Raw genomic sequence first — 16,043 nt, 5'->3', positions numbered from 1 at the left:
GGACGAGCATGAACGCAGACGAGCTCCGCAACCTGCAGGCCCCGCTGAAGGACCGCTACCGCGAGGATCCTGACGCGGCCGTGGTCACGCTGAAGGCACGCGGGAGCCTCGACGAGTCCGCCATCGCCTGCAAGGTCGAGACCGGGCGCGCCCTGGTCGAGGCGGGCCTGCACCCGGCGACCGGCGGCCCCGGCACCCAGGCCTGCTCGGGCGACATGCTGCTCGAGGCCCTGGTCGCCTGCGCCGGCGTCACGCTGAAGGCGGTGGCGACTGCCCTCGCCTTCGACCTGCGCGGCGGTACCGTCTCGGCAGAGGGTGACCTCGATTTCCGCGGGACGCTCGGCGTGTCGCGCGAGGCGCCCGTCGGCTTTCGCGCGATCCGGCTGAAGTTCGAGCTCGATACGCCGGAGCCGGAGGACCGCATCGCGACGCTCACCAAGCTGACCGAGCGCTACTGCGTGGTCTACCAGACCCTCGCCAACCCGCCGCCGCTGAAGCTCGACATCGCGGCCCAGGCCTGAGATCCGTCTCCGACATCGCGGCGTTCCTCGCCTCCGACCCGGAGATCCGCGGCATCCTCGCGGCCGTCGCCGCGCTGGAGCTCCAGGATTCCTGGGTTGGGGCGGGCCTGCTGCGCAATGCCGTCTGGGACGGCCTGCACGGCTTCCCGCGCAGTCCTGCGGCGGACATCGACGTCATCCACTTCGATCCCGCCAGGGCGGGCCCCGAGGCCGATGCCGAGATCGAGGCGCGGCTCCATGCCGACCGGCCGGGGCTGCCGTGGTCCGTCAGGAATCAGGCGCGCATGCACCTGCGCAACGGCGACGCCCCGTATCAGAATTCTCTCGACGCCGTCGCGCGCTGGGCCGAGACCGCAACGGCGATCGTGGCCCGGCTGCGCGACGGCCGCGTCGAGGTCGCGGCGCCACACGGGGTGGAGGACCTGCTGGCCCTGCGCCTTCGCCCCGTTCCCGACTGCCGCGGCGGGATAAAAGCTCTCCATGCGCGCTGCCGCGACAAGGGCTGGCTGCGCCGCTGGCCCCGGCTCGTCATGGTGGCGGGCGAACGGTCTCAGGCGTAGAGGATCCAGTCGCGCATCAGCACCGTCGCAGCCTGCGGCTGCTCCATGGTCGCCATGTGCCCGCAGTCCTCGATCACCGCGAGGCGCGCGCCGGGTATCATATCGGCCATCTCGGCATGGACCGCGACATCCGACAGGGGATCCTGGCGCCCGCACAGCACCAGCGTCGGGCAGGCGATCTGCGGCAGGCCCGGCCAGGAATCGGGGCGGGCGATGATCGCCGCCTGCTGGCGTGCGAAGCCGTCGGGACCGACGCGGCCCGCCATGGCCTTCATCCGCGCCACCAGCCCGGCATCCTCCAGCCGCGCGGGATGCAGGAAGCTCGGCAGCAGCGCGGGCAGGATCCGGTCGAACCCGCCACGGGCGGAAATGTCCAGCAGCGCACGCCGCCGCTCGGTCTGCTCGGGGGTGTCCGCCCGCGCATTGGTGTCCAGGAGGGCGAGCTTCGCCACCCGATCCGGGGCGCGGCGCAGGATCTCGAGCGAGACGTACCCGCCCATGGAGAGACCCGCGAGGGCGAAACGCCCAGGCACCGCCCGGAGCACCGCCTCGGCGAGTTCCCCCACGCTGTCGGCGAGATCCGTCCGGACCACCACCGGCTCCGCGACCTCGGAGAGATGGGCGGTCTGGTGGGCCCACAGCTCCGCATCGCAGAGCAGGCCGGGCAGGAGGACCAGGCGTATGCGTGCGCTCATCGGGCGTGAACTCACTTGATCAGGGCCAGGACGTCCTTGAAGACGGGCGTGCCCGCGCGCCCCATCCATTCGAAGGCGACCATCTCGGTGGAGACGACGCGGATCCCTGCGCCCATCATGCGGCTGAGGGCCAGCGCGCGATTCTCGGGATCGCGGGAACCCGTCGCGTCCGCGGCCACGTAGACGTCGTAGCCGAGGGCGCGAAGGCCGACGGCCGTCTGAAGGACGCAGACATGGGCCTCGGTGCCGCAGATCACGATCTGCCGCCGCTCCAGGGACCGGATGCGATCCAGGAATCCTGGCTCGGCGGCGGCCGAGAAATGGATCTTCTCCACCGTCGCCCCTGGCCCGATTGCCGCGGCGAGTTCGGGCACGGTGGCGCCGATCCCCCTCGGGTACTGCTCGGTCGCCAGCACCGGCACCTGGAGAATGCCGGCGGCTTTCACCAGGATTCCTGCGCGCTCGACGACCCGCTCGGCGCCCGCGATTGCGGGCAGCAGGCGCTCCTGAAGGTCGACGACGAGCAGGATCGAATCCTCGGCAGCGAGCAGCATCATCCGGTCCTTCGAGCCCGTCTTTCCTTGTCGCGGCAGCCTAACGCAAGGGGCGATGTGCGAAAAGCGCCGTGGAATTGCCCGAAAAGTGCCGAACGGGTTGACAATTGACCTTGGTATTCAGTACAGCGGCACCATCTGTGCGGAGTGCCGGACCGATCCGGCACCGACACTTTCCGAATGAACAGGATTGATGACCTTCTCGGAACTTGGGCTCGGGCCCGAAGTCCTTCGCGCCGTTGAGGACGCGGGCTATACCCAACCGACGCCGATCCAGGAAAAGGCAATTCCGTGGGTGCTGCAGGGCCGTGACGTGCTCGGCTGCGCGCAGACGGGAACCGGCAAGACGGCGAGCTTCACGCTCCCGATGATCGACATCCTCGGCCAGGGCCGGGCGCGGGCGCGCATGCCGCGCTCCCTGATCCTTGAGCCGACGCGCGAGCTCGCGGCCCAGGTCGCGGCCAATTTCGAGACCTACGGCAAGTACCACAAGCTCAGCATGGCGCTGCTGATCGGCGGCGAATCCTTCGGCGACCAGATCAAGAAGCTGGAGCGCGGGGTCGACGTCCTGATCGCGACGCCGGGCCGCATGATGGACCTGTTCGACCGCGGCAACATCCTGCTGACGGACATCAAGGTCCTGGTGATCGACGAGGCCGATCGCATGCTCGACATGGGGTTCATCCCCGATATCGAGCGCATCGTCTCCCTGCTGCCGCGCATCCGCCAGACGCTCTTCTTCTCGGCCACCATGCCGCCGGAGATCCGGCGCCTGGCCGACGCCTTCCTGATGAACCCCAAGGAGATCACGGTCGCCCCGCCGGCCTCGACCGCGGGAACCGTGACGCAGGCCCTCGCCATCGTGCACCGCGAGGACAAGCGGGCGGCGCTGCGCCACCTGCTGCGGACGGAGGATGTGAAGAACGCCTTCATCTTCTGCAACCGCAAGCGCGACGTGGCGATCCTGCACAAGAGCCTGCAGAAGCACGGCTTCAATGCCGGGGCGCTGCACGGCGACCTGCCGCAGAGCGTGCGGACCGAGACGCTGGAGGCGTTCAAGCAGGGCGACATAACGCTGCTCGTCTGCTCCGACGTCGCCGCTCGCGGCATCGATATCAAGGGCGTCAGCCACGTCTTCAACTTCGACGTGCCGATCCATTCCGAGGACTACGTGCACCGGATCGGCCGGACGGGCCGCGCCGGCATGTCCGGCCGCGCCTTCTCCCTGGCGACGTCCGAGGACGGGAAGTACGTGGCCGCCATCGAGAAGCTGATCGGCAAGGAGATCCCGGTCATCGCGATCGACGGGCTGGAGCAGCCGGCCTTCGAGGAGGGTGACGACCGCCGCCGCCGGCGTGGGGCCAAGAGCTCCGACGAGCCCCGCGAGAGCCGAGGCCGTCGGGACCGCCGGCGTGGCCGCGAGGACGAGGGCCGCGCGGACGAGCGCCCGGAAACCCGGGCGGACGAGGCCGTGGAGCGCGTCGAGCAGACCGCGCGCCCGGAACGCCCCGAGCGATCGGAGCGCGGAGAACGGCTGGAGCGCGCCGAACGGGGCGACCGCGCCGAGCGGTCCGAGCGCTCGGAGGGCGGCCGGCACGATCACCGGCGCGACTTCCGGGCCGACGGGCGGCCCCGTCCGGAGCGCGGCCACCGCGACGAGCGGCGTGACGAGCGGCGTGACGATCGTCGGCGCCGCCGCGACGACGACGATCTTGACGAAGCGGTGCTGGGCTTCGGCGACCACGTCCCCGCCTTCATGATGCGCCAGCGCGCGCGCCCGGCAGCGCTGGAGACCGGCGGCGAGGAGGGCTGAGGCCTTGCAGACGATCTTCGTCCAGGTCAAATGCGAGCTCGGCCGCGCCTACGAGGTCGCGGATACGGCGATCCAGCAGGTCGAGCAGGTCTCCGAGGTCCATTCGACGTCGGGTCAGTACGATCTACTGATGAAGTGCTACCTGGACGACGGCACGGATATCGGCCGCTTCGTGACCGAGCAGATCCAGACGCTGCCCGGCGTGAAGGACACCTTCACGCTGATCACCTTCAAGGCCTTTTCCTGATCCCCGCGGCGCCGCTCGGCGCCGCTCTCCACCCCGACGCGACACGGCCCCCGCGCGGCGCCGTGCGGCCGCCGTTACACTTTGTTACAGTTGGCGCATCCGCGGGACACAAAGGGGAAACGAGTCGGCGCTAGCCTCCCGGACGAGGCAAACTGCTCCCGATGGTCATGACCCGCTCCCGTCCCGTTCGTTCCGGAAGGCACCCGTTCGGAGTGCGCACGTGCTGACGCGTCTTCTCGCGACCGCCATCATTGGTGGCGCGCTGGCATTCGGCGGCTGGTGGTACGGTGGCGTCCATGCCGACCAGGGTCCGGCGCACACGACGGTCGCCGTCAAGCGGGGATCGGTGGAGCGGTCGGTGACCGCCGTCGGCAAGATTGAGCCGCTCCAGTTCGTCGACGTCGGCACCCAGGTCTCGGGTCAGCTCCGCAAAATTCACGTGCAGCCCGGGAACGTGGTCGCCACCGGCGACCTGCTGGCCGAAATCGACCCGACGGTCTACGTGACCCGCGTCGAATCCGACCGCGCCAACCTGCTGGGGCTGGAAGCGCAGCTTGCCGAGCGGCGCGCGACCCTGAAGCTCGCCCAGCAGCAGCTGCAGCGCCAGGGCGAGCTTCTGAAGGCCAATGCCACGAGCCGCGAGCTCTACGACAGCAGCGCGACCGAGGTCGAGGTGGCCCGCGCGCGCATCGGCGCGCTCGAGGCCGAGATCGGGAAGGCGCGGTCCAGCCTCACCGCCAACGAGGCCAATCTCGGCTATACGCGGATTACGGCGCCCATGGCCGGCACCGTGATGTCGCTGACGGCGCGGCAGGGCCAGACGCTGAACGCGAACCAGCAGGCCCCCATCATCCTCCAGATCGCCGACCTGGAGACCATGACCATCCGGGCCCAGGTCTCCGAGGCCGATGTCGGAAAGCTGCGCATCGGCATGGACGCCTACTTCACGACGCTGGGCGACGCCGAGCGCCGCTGGACCGGCAAGCTGCGCCAGATCCTGCCGACCCCCGAGGTCGTGAACGAGGTCGTCTTCTTCAACGCGCTGTTCGACGTCACGAACGCCGACCGCCGCCTGATGCCGCAGATGTCGGCGCAGGTCTTCTTCGTCCTGGACCGCGCCGCCGACGCGCTGGTGGTGCCGGTCGGCGTCCTTAAGGGACGCCGCGGGCCGGGCGGGCGGCAGACGGTCGAGGTCCTGAAGGACGGCGTCGTCGAGACGCGGACGGTCACCGTCGGCGTCCAGGACCGCGTCTCGGCGCAGATCCTCTCGGGTCTCGAAGAGGGCGAGCAGGTGGTCGTCGGTCGCGGCGGTCCCGGCGGCAGGAACGGCGCCGCTGGGCCCGGCGGCACGCCCAGGTCGTGAGCGGGACCATGAACCGCATCGCCCCATCCCCCGCGCTCCCTCCCGCGCCGCTGCCCGCCTCCGCGAACGCAGCGACGCCGGCCGCTGCGATCCCCACCATCGGGATGCCGGCCAGCGCCTCGCCGCCGCGCATTGAGCTGCACGGCATCGAGAAGACCTACCGCAACGGCGATGTGGCGACGACCGTGCTGCGTGGGGTGTCGCTGGCCATCGAGCCCGGCGAGTTCGTTGCGATCCTCGGCGCATCGGGCTCCGGCAAGTCGACGCTGATGAACATCTTGGGCTGCCTGGACCGGCCAAGCGGCGGGCGCTACCTGATCGGCGGCGAGGACGTCGCAGGCTTCGGGCCCGACCGCCTCGCGGCTCTCCGGCGCGACGTGTTCGGCTTCGTCTTCCAGCAGTACAACCTGCTCCCCGGCGCCACCGCCGCGGAGAACGTCGAGATGCCGGCCGTCTATGCCGGACTGTCGCGCAGCGCGCGGGCCGAACGGGCCCACGCCCTGCTGGGCCGCCTCGGCCTCGCCGAACGGATGCACCACAGGCCGAGCCAGCTCTCGGGCGGGCAGCAGCAGCGAGTCTCGATCGCCCGGGCGCTGATGAACGGCGGCGGAATCATCCTCGCCGACGAGCCCACCGGCGCGCTGGACAGCGCCAGCGGGCGCGAGGTGATGGACCTGCTGCGCACGCTGAACGCCGAGGGCCATACGGTCATCCTGATCACCCACGACGCCGAGGTCGCGGCCGAGGCCCACCGGCGCATCCGCATCGCCGACGGCCGGATCGTCGGCGACGACGGGGACCGGCCCGGCGCCCCGCGCCCAAGCCCGGCGGCGCCGTCGGGCGGCCGCGGCCGGGGCGCGCGCTTCGCAGGGGATGCCGGTGAGGCCATCCGAATGGCGCTGCGGTCCATGCGCGGCAATGCCTTCAGGACGCTGCTTACGCTGCTCGGCATCGTGATCGGGGTGGGCGCCGTGATTGCGATGCTCGCGATCGGCGACGGTGCGAAGCGCGAGGTGCTCTCCAAGATCGAGGCCATGGGCACGGACCTGCTCCTGGTCCGGCCGGGCGGTGGCCCGGGGGTACGCGGCGGAAGCGCCAGCCTGACCTTCGAGGACGCGGCCGAGCTGGCCCGCGCGCCAGGCATCCTGAATGCCGTCCCCGAGCTCGGCGGCTCGGTGACCATCCGCTTCGGCAATCTCGACTACCAGAGCAGCGCGACCGCGACCTCCGCCGAGTTCCCGGTCGCGCGGAACTGGCCGGTCGTGCGCGGCACCTTCGTGCAGCCTGCCGACGTCACGGACTACGCGGCGGTGGTGGTGCTCGGCCAGACGGTGGCGGAAGCCCTGTTCCCCGAAGGGTTCGATCCCATCGGCAAGTACATCCTGATGAAGAACGTGCCGTTCCAGGTGATCGGCATCATGGGCGAGAAGGGCGCCAGCCCCTGGGGCAGCGACCTCGACGACGTGGTCTTCATCCCGCTGACCACGGGCAGCCTGCGCGTGTTCGGCCAGCGCCACTTGCGCTCGATCATCGTCCAGGTGGCGCCGGGGACCGACATGGCGGCCGCCCAGGAGACGGTGGAGCGCGTCCTGCGCGAGCGGCACGGCGCCGAGGACTTCCGCGTGCGGAACATGGCGTCCGCGCTGGAGACCGCGACCGCGACCCAGAACACCTTCACCGTCCTGCTGGGCTCCGTGGCCGCGATCTCGCTGCTGGTGGGAGGCATCGGCGTGATGAACATCATGCTGGTCAGCGTCACCGAGCGCACCCGCGAGATCGGCATCCGCATGGCGACGGGCGCGCGCTCGGCCGACGTGCAGATGCAGTTCCTGATCGAGGCGCTGGTCGCCTGCACGCTGGGCGGGCTGCTGGGAGTAGCGGGCGGGCTCGGCACCTCCTGGGTCGTGCAGCGCTTCGGAACGCCGATCGAGCTGTCGCTGGCCCCCGTGCTGCTGGCATTCGGCTGCGCCGCCGGGACAGGCCTCGTCTTCGGCTACCTGCCCGCCCGCAAGGCCGCGCGCCTGGACCCGGTCGCGGCGCTTTCCTCGGATTGAGAGACGGACCAGCCTTGCGCCTTCCCCCTGCCCCCGCACTCGCCCTCATGGCGGCACTCTCGGGATGCGCGGTGGCGCCCGACACGACGCCGGTCGCCCTCGATGTCCCCGCGGCCTGGACCAGCGCCGCCGACACGCCAGCAGCCGGCCTTGCAGTCGACACCGCATGGTGGCGGTCCTTCGGAAACCCCGAGCTCGACGCACTGATCGGCGAAGCGCTGGTCGCCAACCCCGACCTGGCGGCCGCGCGCCAGCGCATCGCCCGCGCCGCGGCGATTGCGCGCGGCGCGAGGGCCGACCTCTACCCCGTGGTCGACGCCTCGGCCTCGGCCTCGCGGAGCTGGCAGGGGCGCGACCGCGCCTCCAACGGCTTCCGGGCCGGCTTCGACGCCAGCTACGAGGCCGACCTCTGGGGGCTCGGGCGCGCGGGCGTCACGGCGAGCGAGGCCGATCTCGCCGCAGCCGGGTTCGACCGCCAGGCGCTCGGCCAGGGCTTGGCGGCCGAGGTGGCCGCGACCTACTTCCAGTACCTGTCCCTGGGCGACCGGCTGGACCGCGCCCAGCGCGTGCTCGGGATCGCCGAGCGAATCCTCACGGTCGTCGAGGCCAAGGCGACGGCCGGCGCGGCCTCGGGGCTGGAGCTGGCCCAGCAACGCGGTGCCGTCGCCTCGCTTAGGGCAAGCCTGCCCGACCTCGCGCGCAGCCGGGCCGAGACCGCCAACGCGCTTGCGGCCCTGGTCGGAACCCATCCGGGCCGCCTTGGCATCGCGGCGCGGACGCTCGAGGGGATCACCCTGCCGGAGGTGGCGCCCGGCCTGCCTTCCGAAATCCTGGTCCGCCGGCCGGACATCCGGCGGGCCGAGGCACAGCTCGCCGCCGCGCGCGCCGACGTGGCCGCGGCCCGCGCGGCCATGCTGCCGGCGGTGCGGCTGACGGGCTCGGCGGGCTATGCCAGCGACGCCCTGGCGGACCTGTTCGATCCCGCGGGATTCCTTGCTAGCCTCGCCGCGGGCATCGTAGCGCCGGTCTTCGATGCCGGACGGCTGGAAGCGCAGCGCGACGCAACCGCCGCCCGCGCCGCAGAGCTGGCCGAGACGTATCGCGGCGCCGTGATCGCGGCCTTCCGCGATGTCGAGAGCGCGCTCGCCGCGATCCGGTACCTGGCCGAGGCCGAGGCGGCGCAGCAGGTCGCCACGGCCGAGGCCCGGCGCGCTAACGACCTGGCCGAGATCCGCTACCGCGCCGGCGCCGTCGAGTTCCTGACGGTACTTGAGACCCAGCGGAGCCTCTTCCAGCAGGAGGAGGCGCTTGCGCAGACACGTTACGCGCGCCTCGCCGCCGCCGTCGGCCTCTACAAGGCCCTGGGCGGCGGCTGGTGACCGATCAGGTCAGCGCATCACGGGCATGGTGAACTCGGCCCCTTTGCGGATGCCGGTCGGCCAGCGCGATGTCACGGTCTTCAGGCGCGTGTAGAAGTGCACGCCCTCGGGGCCGTGGACCGCATGGTCGCCGAACAGGGACCGCTTCCACCCGCCGAAGCTGTGGAAGGCCATGGGCACCGGGATCGGGACATTGACCCCGACCATCCCGACCTGGATCCGGTTCGCGAAGGTCCTGGCCGCATCGCCGTCCCGGGTGAAGATCGCGACGCCGTTGCCGTATTCGTGCCGGTTGATGAGATCGACCGACGAATCGAAGTCCGGAAGGCGCACGACCGAGAGCACCGGACCGAAGATCTCCTCCTGGTAGATCTTCATCTCGGGCTTCACCTCGTCGAACAGGCAGCCGCCGAGATAAAAGCCGTTCTCGTAGCCCTGCAGACGGATATCGCGGCCGTCCACCACCAGATTGGCCCCTTCGCGCACGCCCTCGTCCACATAGCCGCGCACCTTGTCGAGGTGCTGGCGCGTAACCAGCGGCCCCATCTCGGATTCGGGATCGGTGCCGGGGCCGACCTTCAGGGCACGGACACGCGGCGCCAGCCGCTCGATCAGCGCGTCGCCGACGCCGCCGACAGCCACCGCGACCGAGATCGCCATGCAGCGCTCGCCGGCGGAGCCGTAGCCCGCGCCCATCAGCGCGTCGGCGGCCTGGTCCAGGTCCGCGTCGGGCATCACGACCATATGGTTCTTCGCGCCGCCAAGCGCCTGGACGCGCTTACCGTGCGCGGTGCCGACCCGGTAGACGTACTCGGCGATCGGCGTCGAGCCCACGAAGCTGACGGCGGCGATGCCTGGATGCTCCAGGATCGCGTCCACCGCGTCCTTCCCGCCATGCACCACGTTGAAGACGCCCGGAGGCAGTCCCGCCTCCAGCAGCAGCTCGCCGAGGCGGACGCCGGCCGACGGGTCGCGCTCGGACGGCTTCAGGATGAAGGTGTTGCCGCAGGCGATGGCCACTGGGAACATCCACATCGGCACCATGGCCGGGAAGTTGAAGGGGGTGATGCCCGCGACGACGCCCAGGGGCTGGCGGATCGAGTGGCTGTCGACGTTGGTTCCGACGTTCTCGGAGAAGTCGCCCTTCAGGAGGTGCGGGATGCCGCAGGCGAACTCGACGACCTCCAGCCCGCGCTGCAGCTCACCCTTGGCGTCCGACAGGACCTTCCCGTGCTCGTCCGTGATCATCCGGACGATCTCGTCCGCGTGACGCTCCACCAGCTCGCGAAAGCGGAAGAGGACGCGCGCCCGCACGACGGGCGGCGTGGAGGCCCAGCCCGGCAGCGCCGACCGGGCCGCCTGCACGGCGGCGTCGATCTCCGAGGCGCCGCCCAGCGCCACGCGCGCGGCCTCGGTTCCGGTCGCGGGGTTGTACACGGTGCCGAAGCTCGCAGCGCCAGGAACTGCCTTGCCACCGATGATGTGCGGAATGGTCGCGGTCATGCTCTCCCTCCCGAAGGATGCGATTGTTGGGAACACGGTAGACATTCCCCGCCGGGCTGTCACGCCGCTGTGCCGGGCCGGTGGTGGTTGCGCCGCATGCCTGCGCTGCGCCATAAAGGCCGCCGCCTTCCCAGTTGCCGCGCGTGCCCACCGGAAATGACCCTCGGCCGATACGACCAAGAACGGCGCCGCAGGCAGCGCTTCTGGATCCTGTCGCTCAAGGCGTTCGGGGTGGCCACGATCCTGCTGCTGCTGTCGCTGTTCTCCTATCAGATCGGAGTGGAGCGCCAGAAGGGCCGGGAGGCCGCCGTCGCCACGGACGCCGAGCAGCTCCGGCGCCAGCTTGCCGAGCTGCAGCAGGCCCTGGCTCACGCCCAGGAGGCGCAGCGCTCCGCCGAGATACGGGCAGCCGAGGTCGAGGCGCGCATGGAGCGCGAGCAGCCTCGGGGCGAGTTCGCCCGGCTGACCAGGATGCTGTCCGACAAGCTCGCCGTCGGCGTCGACCCGAACCGGCTCGCATTCGTGCTCGACCAGATCCGTCCCGCCCGCGTCTGCGAAGGAAGCGAGACAAAGCGCTTCGTTCTGGGCCTGCCGCAGCAGCGAGGTGGCGCCGGGGTTACCTTCGCGGGCGGCGCCATCACCGTAAATGGCGAGGGCGTGCCCGCCCGAAACGCTCGCAACCAGCCGGAGCCCTGGTTCGATCCTGCCCAGCCGGTCGTCGTGAAGATCGCGGATGCGGGCGGCCGCAGCACCGAGATGCGCGGCATCCTGCCGCTCCGCCAGTCCCTCGTCGTCGGGGGCACCGAGCACCGCTTCGCCGCCTCGGCCGGTCCCAAGTCCTTCATCGAGGTGCGCACGGAACGGTGCCCCTTCCCCTGAGGCACCGCTTCCGCCGCCGCGCTACTTGCGAACCCAGCCGCGTCCCGGCACCTGGACGAACTGCCCCCTCGGCGTATCCTCGACAAGCTTGCGCCCGGCCAAGGCCTGGACCTGGTCGGGGGTGACGCCGTTGGCGCGGGCGATCTCGCGATAGCGCGCGACCCGCGCGGCGTTGACCCTGTCCACCAGGGCCTTCACATCCGCGGGCGCCCCATCGGTGACGATGCCGGCAAAGCCGTCCGCGCGCTCTCCGACCAGCCCGGCAGCCTTGGCCGCCTCCAGCCCGTCCTGCGCCTGGGCGGTGCCAGCCAGCGCGAGCAGGGCCAAGCCTGCCACGGCCCTCAGGATCAGTCTCATGGCGTTCCTCCCTTGGGCAGGCCGAACACGGCGGGGTCGTTCCGGAACGCCTCCTCCAGGTCGCGCTCGACCTTCACGCGGACCTCCTGCTCGATGCGGATGTTCAGGTTGATCTCGATGGGCTTCTCGGGCGCCTCGACCCGCAGCGTCGGCTGGCACCCCGCCAGGGCGAGTCCGGCCACGGCATACGCAGCCCAGACAAGCGTTCCCGATGCCCATCTCGCCGGCGCTGCGGCGGCGGGGTCAGTCCGTCTTCGCATCAAACTCCCTCATGTGTTCCAACATCGTGTCGGGAATCCGGTAGGCATCGAGGCCGCGCCGCAGGATCGTATCAAGCGCCCCCGACAGCGTGACTGTGAGCGAGACTGGATAGCCGTCGTAGAATCCGGGGTTGCGGCCCTTGATGGCGAGCCGGGCCTGCATCTCGCCGCCAGCCACGCCGTCGAGCCCCACCTCCAGCGTGTCGTACCGGAAGTCCGTCAGCGCCTTGAGAAGCAGGTCGGTGCCCTCGGCGCCCGAGGCGAGCGCCGCGGGTGGCGCCGCCGGATCGTAGCGTAGCTGGCCCGGCGCCGCCGCCGAAAGAGCGCCGCCCTCGACCGCGATCCTGCCGGCGCCGACGCTCAGCGGCAGGCTGCCCGAAAGCCGCCCCTCCGCCTCGAGCCCATCGACGTCCATCATTCCAAGAAGCGTGCCGAGATCCAGGCCTTCGGCCACGAGCGTCGCATTGCTTCGCGGGGCGGCGGGATCGAAGGAGAACGGCTCCGCGCGGACCGTGCCTCCCGCCCAGTCCCAGCGCGCCGCGGCCACCGCAAGCCGCCCGTCCGAATAGCCGATCTCCGCAAGGCCGCGCGTCAGCGGAAGACCAAGATCGACGCCGGCGACCGCCACCTTCTGGCCTGGAGGCAGCACCAGCGGCTGCAGGCTGGTCGCGGTCATGACGGCATCGAGGCCCCGCACGGTCGCGGCCCCGATCCGGAACCCGAGTCCCGCGAGCCGCAGTTCGGCTCCCCCGGACGCCTCCGCGCCCCATCCGATCCGTCCGGTCGCGGCGATCCGCCCCTCCATCTCGGCGAGACGGGCCGCCAGCGCGGGCGACACCGCATCGAGGGCCAGACCACCCGGGCCGAAGACGGCCTCGGTCTTCGAAAGACGCAGCGAACCGGCGCCCGAGGCTATGTCGTGACGCCCGGAGAGTCGCATGGGGACCGGCCCCTGCACGCTCACGGCGAGAACGATGCCGCCCCTGGGATCGCCCGATGCGCGCAGCTCGAAGGGCAGGTCGACGAAGCGGGCCGGGCGTGCGGCATCGGAGGTGGTTCCCCGCACCGTCGCCTCCAGCCCCTGCCCGGCCGCACCACCCAGCACGATGCGTCCCGCAAGCCCGCGGACGGCAACCCCCTGACCCGGCAGGAACAGGTCGAGATCCTCGGGCGCGAGCTCCAGGCGCTGGCCGGCGACCGTCACGTCGAGGACGCCCAGCGAAAGCCTGACCGGCATGCCCGAGATCTCGGCGGCCGCCGCGAAGGGCCGCAGCCGCCCCATGAGCGCCACCCCCTCCTCCCTGCGCCAGCGCAGCAGCGGCGCGTCTGGGGCCGAAGCCGCGCAGATGGTGACGGGGTGGACGCGGAGTGCTGTCCCCAGACGCATGGCACCCAACGAGACCGACAGGCAGTCCGCCGGGGCGAAGGAGGCCTCGGCGCCCGCGACCGAGAGGCGGCCGCGGGCCGCCAGCGCCGCCTCCGTGTCCGGCGCCGAGGCCAGCGTCGCGCCGGATAGGGTGAGCTCCGCATCGCCCGCCCATCCTCGTCCGTCAGGCGCCAGCTCCGCCCGCAGGGTGCCCCGCCCACCCAACGCCGGAGCAAGCAGCCCGAGATCGGACATCCGGACCTGAACCTGCGCCGCGGTGCCGCCGCCTGCCGGGTTCAGGCGCAGCTCGATTCCCTCCGCCCCCGCGTCCAGCGCGGCGCGCCCTGTCCAGCCGCCGGGAGTCTGGGCGAGATCGGCCGAGAGCGCCCCCGCCACCATGCCGCCGGGAAGGGCAAGGCGCAGCTCGCCATCCAGGATCCGGAGCACCCGCAGCGGGAGCGCGACCTCGTCGGAGGCGTCCTCGGCACCGGTCGCGGCCCCGCCCTCGCCGAAATCCGTCTTCAGCGGTCGTCCAGCCAGGGTCGGAACCCCGTCTTCGCCAAGGCCGAGGTCCAGCCGGGCCCGCCGGACCTCCACCCTTTCCGCGGAAAGGGACATCAGAGAGTCGAGGCTCCAGGTGACCTCGACGGTTCCCAGGCGCTGCTGCGTCGCGGCATCGAGCATCACCGTCAGCACGGCGCCCGCGGCGCCGAAGCGCTCGACGGCCACGCTCGCCGCCGGAAACCCGGCGCCGCGCAGCCGCTTCTCCAGCGCGCCGGAGGCAAGGCCGGGCGCGGCAAGCCAGATGCCGCCCAGCAGCAGGACGAGAAGCGCGCACGCCAGCACGATGATCGCGCCGGCCTTCACGATGGGACGAGCCATGCCGGTTCTCATAGCACGATCATCCCGTGGTGCCGGACCGCGAGGGGCGCCGGGACGGCTTTTCCCGTCCCGTCCCTTCCACTATGGTCGGCCTCCCGTGCCCGCAACGAATGGATCGCCGATGCGCTGGTTGAAAATGCTTTTCCTGGCGTCCTTCCTGGGCGCCGCAACCATCAGTGGGGAGGCACTCGCCTTGGATCCCGAGAACACAATCTACCTCGACCTGGACAGCGGCCGGGTCGTGATCGAACTCCGCCCTGATCTCGCGCCCAAGCACGTGGCGCGCATCAAGGAGTTGACCCGCCAGGGCTTCTACGACGGCCTGAAGTTCCACCGCGTGATCGAGGGCTTCATGGCGCAGACCGGCGACCCGCGGGGCGACGGCACCGGCGGCTCCGGCCAGAAGCTTCCGGCCGAGTTCAACCGTTCCGCCAAGCACGTGCGAGGGACCGTTTCGATGGCCCGCGCCGCCGATCCCAACAGCGGCGACAGCCAGTTCTTCATCGTCTTTGCCGCCGCGTCCCATCTCGACGGCCAGTACACCGTCTGGGGCCAAGTGGTCGAAGGGATGGAGTTCGTGGACGGGATCAAGAAGGGACCGTCCTCGCGGAACGGTGCCGTGCCCGATCCCGACCGCATCGTGAAGATGCAGGTCGCTGCCGACGCCAAGTGACGGCCGTCCGCCCCCGTTGGCCATGAACCCGGCGGGGGCGGCACGCATCACGCAGCCAGTGCGGCCGGCGCGAAAGGCTCCAGCCGGACCACCCCGTCCTGCACCACGAGGAAACGTCCCTCGGGGACCTCGTGCCAGGCCGCGTCGATGGCATCCAGCGGCTCCGAGACCACCAGAACGGCCCCGCGCGTCGCCTCGAAGCGGCACTGCCCCTGATCGACGGTCAGCGAGCCGCCGGCCGCGTGGAACAGCGTCGGCGACTGCCCATCGCTGGAATACCGGATTGCCATGACCCGCGCGCCGTCCGTCAGCGCCGCGGTCATGCGCAGCGGCTCGTCGACGAGATGCCGACGCATCACCGCCTCGACCTGTGCCACCGAAAGGCGGAACGCCCGCTCGGGATCGGCCTCGAGCCCGTTGGTCAGCAGCAGGTAGAAGAAGACCTCGCTGTCCGTGCTGCCCTCCCGGTGATGGTAGAGGTCCGCGGCGATCAGCACCTCCAGGTCGCGGCGCACGCGCGGCCATCCGCCGATCTTGCCGTTGTGCATGAAGAGCCAGCGTCCGTGGCGGAACGGGTGGCAGTTGACCCGCGCCGTCGGGGTGCCGGTCGATGCGCGGACATGGGCGAAGAAGAGCCCCGAGCGGATCTGCTCGGCCAGGGAGCGCAGGTTGATGTCGTTCCAGGCGGGCATCGTGTCCCGGTACAACCCCGGACGCGGCAGGTCGCCGTACCATCCGAGCCCGAACCCGTCGCCGTTGGTCGGCACATGCCCGCGCTGCGCCGAAAGCGACTGGTGGATCAGCGAGTTGCAGGGCTTGAAGAGAAGCGTGTCGATGAAGATGGGTTGGCCGGCATAGGCAAGCCAGCGACACATGGTGACCCCGCCGCGCTGTCATACGAAGCCAGCCCAGGGTCGGCCCAAGCTGGTTAAGAAGA

At 71.0% G+C, this 16,043-nt stretch carries 16 protein-coding genes; 9 read left to right on the top strand and 7 right to left on the bottom strand.

The genetic code is table 11. From position 1 onward, the window contains the following. Positions 1-8 precede the first annotated feature (8 nt). On the top strand, positions 9-521 hold the full coding sequence (locus JUB13_RS09245) for an OsmC family protein (RefSeq protein WP_207478502.1): 513 nt from the start codon (positions 9-11) through the stop codon (positions 519-521). Further along, positions 455-1,081: a nucleotidyltransferase family protein gene (locus JUB13_RS09240; protein ID WP_328702907.1), complete on the top strand. Its 627-nt coding sequence runs from the start codon at positions 455-457 to the stop codon at positions 1,079-1,081. Before JUB13_RS09245 ends, JUB13_RS09240 begins: the two co-directional genes overlap by 67 nt. Here JUB13_RS09240 and JUB13_RS09235 read toward each other — a convergent pair. Further along, entirely contained in the window at positions 1,072-1,776 is a 705-nt protein-coding gene (locus tag JUB13_RS09235; protein WP_207478501.1) for an alpha/beta fold hydrolase, read from the bottom strand. The two genes, JUB13_RS09240 and JUB13_RS09235, sit on opposite strands and share 10 nt — an antisense overlap. An 11-nt stretch (positions 1,777-1,787) precedes the next feature. Further along, positions 1,788-2,333, bottom strand: a complete 546-nt coding sequence (locus tag JUB13_RS09230) for a hydrolase (protein ID WP_236024831.1) — start codon at positions 2,331-2,333, stop codon at positions 1,788-1,790. 190 nt (positions 2,334-2,523) lie between these two features. On the opposite strand from JUB13_RS09230, the gene JUB13_RS09225 reads away from it, so the two are divergent. From JUB13_RS09225 to JUB13_RS09205, 5 genes are all read left to right on the top strand, one after another. Continuing rightward, positions 2,524-4,143: a DEAD/DEAH box helicase gene (locus JUB13_RS09225; protein ID WP_207478500.1), complete on the top strand. Its 1,620-nt coding sequence runs from the start codon at positions 2,524-2,526 to the stop codon at positions 4,141-4,143. Positions 4,144-4,147: 4 nt separating this feature from the next. Next, on the top strand, positions 4,148-4,390 hold the full coding sequence (locus tag JUB13_RS09220) for an Lrp/AsnC ligand binding domain-containing protein (RefSeq protein WP_207478499.1): 243 nt from the start codon (positions 4,148-4,150) through the stop codon (positions 4,388-4,390). Between the two features lie 220 nt (positions 4,391-4,610). Beyond that, on the top strand, positions 4,611-5,753 hold the full coding sequence (locus tag JUB13_RS09215; protein ID WP_207478498.1) for an efflux RND transporter periplasmic adaptor subunit: 1,143 nt from the start codon (positions 4,611-4,613) through the stop codon (positions 5,751-5,753). Positions 5,754-5,857: 104 nt separating this feature from the next. Continuing rightward, the gene (locus tag JUB13_RS09210; protein WP_207478663.1) at positions 5,858-7,807 is read left to right on the top strand and encodes a MacB family efflux pump subunit; all 1,950 of its coding nucleotides are present in this window, start codon (positions 5,858-5,860) and stop codon (positions 7,805-7,807) included. A gap of 14 nt (positions 7,808-7,821) precedes the next feature. Further along, positions 7,822-9,186, top strand: a complete 1,365-nt coding sequence (locus JUB13_RS09205; protein WP_207478497.1) for an efflux transporter outer membrane subunit — start codon at positions 7,822-7,824, stop codon at positions 9,184-9,186. A 9-nt stretch (positions 9,187-9,195) separates the two neighbouring features. Here the strand turns inward: JUB13_RS09205 and JUB13_RS09200 are convergent, their stop codons facing one another. Next, entirely contained in the window at positions 9,196-10,689 is a 1,494-nt protein-coding gene (locus JUB13_RS09200; protein ID WP_207478496.1) for a CoA-acylating methylmalonate-semialdehyde dehydrogenase, read from the bottom strand. A 156-nt stretch (positions 10,690-10,845) separates the two neighbouring features. Between JUB13_RS09200 and JUB13_RS09195 the strand changes: the two genes are divergently transcribed. Beyond that, positions 10,846-11,568 (top strand): hypothetical protein, encoded by a 723-nt coding sequence (locus tag JUB13_RS09195; RefSeq protein ID WP_207478495.1) that lies wholly within the window; start codon positions 10,846-10,848, stop codon positions 11,566-11,568. Between the two features lie 21 nt (positions 11,569-11,589). On the opposite strand, the gene JUB13_RS09190 is transcribed toward JUB13_RS09195, so the two are convergent. From JUB13_RS09190 to JUB13_RS09180, 3 genes are all read right to left on the bottom strand, one after another. Next, entirely contained in the window at positions 11,590-11,925 is a 336-nt protein-coding gene (locus JUB13_RS09190) for a YdbL family protein (RefSeq protein ID WP_207478494.1), read from the bottom strand. Further along, on the bottom strand, positions 11,922-12,107 hold the full coding sequence (locus JUB13_RS31250) for a YnbE family lipoprotein (RefSeq protein ID WP_328702898.1): 186 nt from the start codon (positions 12,105-12,107) through the stop codon (positions 11,922-11,924). The genes JUB13_RS09190 and JUB13_RS31250 overlap by 4 nt, the downstream gene beginning before the upstream one ends. A gap of 61 nt (positions 12,108-12,168) precedes the next feature. Beyond that, positions 12,169-14,433 (bottom strand): intermembrane phospholipid transport protein YdbH family protein, encoded by a 2,265-nt coding sequence (locus JUB13_RS09180; RefSeq protein ID WP_207478492.1) that lies wholly within the window; start codon positions 14,431-14,433, stop codon positions 12,169-12,171. Positions 14,434-14,569: 136 nt separating this feature from the next. On the opposite strand from JUB13_RS09180, the gene JUB13_RS09175 reads away from it, so the two are divergent. Continuing rightward, positions 14,570-15,106: a peptidylprolyl isomerase gene (locus JUB13_RS09175; RefSeq protein ID WP_207478662.1), complete on the top strand. Its 537-nt coding sequence runs from the start codon at positions 14,570-14,572 to the stop codon at positions 15,104-15,106. A 47-nt stretch (positions 15,107-15,153) separates the two neighbouring features. On the opposite strand, the gene JUB13_RS09170 is transcribed toward JUB13_RS09175, so the two are convergent. Then, positions 15,154-15,981 carry a class II glutamine amidotransferase gene (locus JUB13_RS09170; RefSeq protein WP_207478491.1) on the bottom strand — a complete coding sequence of 276 codons (828 nt, stop codon included), beginning with the start codon at positions 15,979-15,981 and terminating at the stop codon, positions 15,154-15,156. Positions 15,982-16,043 lie beyond the last annotated feature (62 nt).

Source organism: Arenibaculum pallidiluteum (assembly GCF_017355985.1).
GTDB classification, from domain to species: domain Bacteria; phylum Pseudomonadota; class Alphaproteobacteria; order Azospirillales; family Azospirillaceae; genus Arenibaculum; species Arenibaculum pallidiluteum.
This window is presented reverse-complemented; position numbering and strand designations above follow the sequence as displayed.